The 3068-nt window shown below is 37.4% G+C and carries 2 protein-coding genes; both read left to right on the forward strand.

The features are described 5' to 3' along the window. The first annotated feature begins 393 nt into the window (after positions 1–393). Positions 394–2004 (forward strand): replication initiation protein, encoded by a 1611-nt coding sequence (locus EWZ81_RS03355; protein ID WP_165549018.1) that lies wholly within the window; start codon positions 394–396, stop codon positions 2002–2004. A 665-nt stretch (positions 2005–2669) separates the two neighbouring features. Beyond that, the gene (locus EWZ81_RS03360; RefSeq protein ID WP_000457111.1) at positions 2670–2816 is read left to right on the forward strand and encodes a hypothetical protein; all 147 of its coding nucleotides are present in this window, start codon (positions 2670–2672) and stop codon (positions 2814–2816) included. Positions 2817–3068: the final 252 nt, after the last annotated feature.

A 3068-nucleotide genomic window follows, 5' to 3' on the forward strand; every position in this document is an offset into this window, starting at 1 on the left:
GCCAACGATAAGGGAACTTCTTGCCAACGATAAGGGAACTTCTTGCCAACGATAAGGGAACTTAAAAAGTTAATAGTTACCATATTAACAATTTTTAGCTATAATAACAACCTAAGGCGGTGTAACATGGTTGCTAATCCTAGTGTTAACAAATTTGGAGCAATTAGCTTTAAAAGCTAGTGGGTTGGGAGTTTGTAGCGGGTGGCACTCCGTTAGGAGGCACACCATGAAAGCATTTTTGATAGTAGTGATTTTAGTGGTAATCTTAACACAGCCACTATATTAAAACCTTAGCGTTTTAATAACCCTTAATAAGTCCGCCAAGACTTTTTTAAGGGTTTCACTCCTGTTATTATATCGTCTTTTGAAAAATAAGCATTAAAAGGTGCTCAAATGCCCATGAATACGAATTTTGAACAGCTTAGAAAACAAGAATTGGAATTACGAAAATTATTAGAAGAATTGGATACGCTCCCACAAACCACACAAATTAAACTGCAAAAACAAAAGATACAAACTTACATAGACAAGATCACTCCAAGTATTTTGAGCGGTTTTAATCAAAAATTCAAAGAAATTACAGAAAAATTACCAAATGAATTTGAAAAAGAAACCCCAAAACCCACACCACTCAAAGAGCCACAAACCACCCCCACACCATGCAAAGATTTAGTGGTTAGCACCCCTAAAGATAAAACCTATATCACCTACCACAATAACGCTAATAAGGTCAATCTAGGGAAATTGAGCGAAAGGGAAGCCAATCTTTTATTCGCCATTTTTCAAAGGCTTAAAGATCAAGGGAATACCCTTATTCGTTTTGAACCGCAAGATTTAAAACGCATGCTAAACATAGATATTTCTAATGAACGCTTATCAGAAGTTGTTATTAAGCTATGGGATAGCATTAAAACCGCTGATTTTTGGAAAATTAGCGAGACAGAAACTTCAATCATTCAAGAAAATTACATGCTTTTTAGTCGGTGTAAAATTGAATTGAACAAACCCAGTAAAGATTTGAAGTATTTAGAAATCCAACTCAACGATAACTACCAATACTTGCTCAACAATCTAGGCATGGGTCAATACACTTCTTTCAATCTATTAGAATTTCAAAGAGTGAGAGGCAAATACGCTAAAACGCTCTATCGCTTGCTCAAGCAATATAAAAGCACAGGGATTTTAAGCGTGGAATGGTCTCAATTTAAAGAGCTTTTAGACATTCCAAAAGACTATGAAATGCGAAACATCGATCAAAAAGTCTTAACTCCAGCCATCAAAGAACTCCATAAAATCTACCCTTTTGAACACTTGAGCTACAAAAAGGAACGCAGAAGCCATGACAAACGCAAGGTAACCCACATTGATTTTTACTTTGAGCAATTGCCTGAAGGCGAAAATAAGAAACAAAAACAAGCCGACAAGCAACGCGCTCAAAGGGATATTAAGCTTGTGGCGTGGGACATTCACAACCAAATCGCTAAAAGAAGCACAAAAGCCACTATAGAAGCTAGGTTTCTTGAATTAAAAACCTTGATCGGCTATCAGTTCAGGCACAACAATGGGACTATTTTGCAAATTAACGACGCCACTTTTGAAAAGAATCAAATGTTTTTGCATGTTTTGACTAACAAAAATTCTCAAAAATTCCTTGTATCCAACAAGACATTCGCTTTGGAACTTCTGTTTGTTAATGGATACAGCCTGAAAAAAGACAATTTGCTAGAAGAAATTGATCCCCCTAAAATCCACCCCATCACCAACGAACCCATCAAGGAATTTGCACAATACATAGGCAAAACGATCAATATCACTAACAACAATGTGGATCAATGCCCTGAGGGAATCAACAACTACCTAAAAATCACTAGGATTGTGAAACTGAATGACAATCGGATCTGTGTTTCAGTCCAAGATGTGGATAAGCCTGAGAAACTGCTAAAACCTTTCATTGCTAAAGATGAGAAACATTTGAAGAATTGGTTCAAGAAACACTATCGATAATATCTCCAGTCTTTTTGGGGCAGGAAATGTCCATGCAGACTTTAAAGAACAAAGCCTTTCGTGTTAGCATTCAATGGAATGCTTTAGTTAGGAAGCTCCTTGCTTTAGAAAGGGGCGGTTTCACATAGTCAAAAATAACACTCTTTGGTTGCTTAGGTTAGGTAGCCATAGTGAGTTGTTTTAGACAAATTTCTTCCTAAAATCGCCTAGAATGAATTTTCAATTCTAATCCAACCTAGTCATCAGATTTTTGAAAAAAACACGAATTTGAAGCTTTTAGAAACTAGAAAAGATATTTGTTTGACACTTTGAAAGTTGAAAATCCAAACACAAGAACTAAAAGGTCTGATGTTAGTTTTGGGGGAGTTGTCATGGGTCTTTTTTCGCTCATATTTTCGTTTTAAGCGTTTTTTAGCTGCTAGGTAGTTCCATTAGTCGGTTTTTTACTTTGCGTTGGTTGTAGGCGATTTTAGATAGCAAAAAACAGCTAAAAAATCCAAACAACCTGATTGACTTCAAAAAACTTCATTTCCTTTGTGAATGCTCACAGAAAGCAAATCTAGCATGTTTAGCATCTAAAAGCGCATCTATCTTGTGTTAGCAATCCAACCCCTACAAAACCGCCTAGCGAAGCGTTAGCGAGCATTCAAGCGGTTTTGCACCGATTGTTTGCTGACAAGCAAACACCAACAAGCGAAGCGTTAGCGAGCATGGACAAAAGCGCATCGCAGTTTGAAAGCGTAGGCGTTAGCCGTAGCTGTTTTTGCGTTAGCAAAATCAAACAAGATAGCGCAAACCTGGCGTTAGGCTAAAAAACCTCTAAAAACTAAAACCCCAAAATATGTAGCGCGTCATGCGCGTTGTTTTTAATTACATGTTTTAAACAGCATGCTGTTTTTACATGTTTTACTCGCATGCGCGCGCGTGAGGGATTGGGGGTTGGAATAGCCTAAATAACGAAGCTGTATGGTTTCTCATTTTTGTGGCGAAAATGAATAAATGGGAACTTCTTGCCAACGATAAGGGAACTTCTTGCCAACGATAAGGGAACTTCTTGCCAACGA

Source organism: Helicobacter pylori, from assembly GCF_011140715.1.
Taxonomy (GTDB): domain Bacteria; phylum Campylobacterota; class Campylobacteria; order Campylobacterales; family Helicobacteraceae; genus Helicobacter; species Helicobacter pylori_DA.

What these genes read in the sequence shown, in the direction of transcription:
- EWZ81_RS03355 (WP_165549018.1), top strand. Translation starts at nt 394, where the DNA reads ATGCCCATGAATACGAATTTTGAACAGCTTAGAAAACAAGAATTGGAA.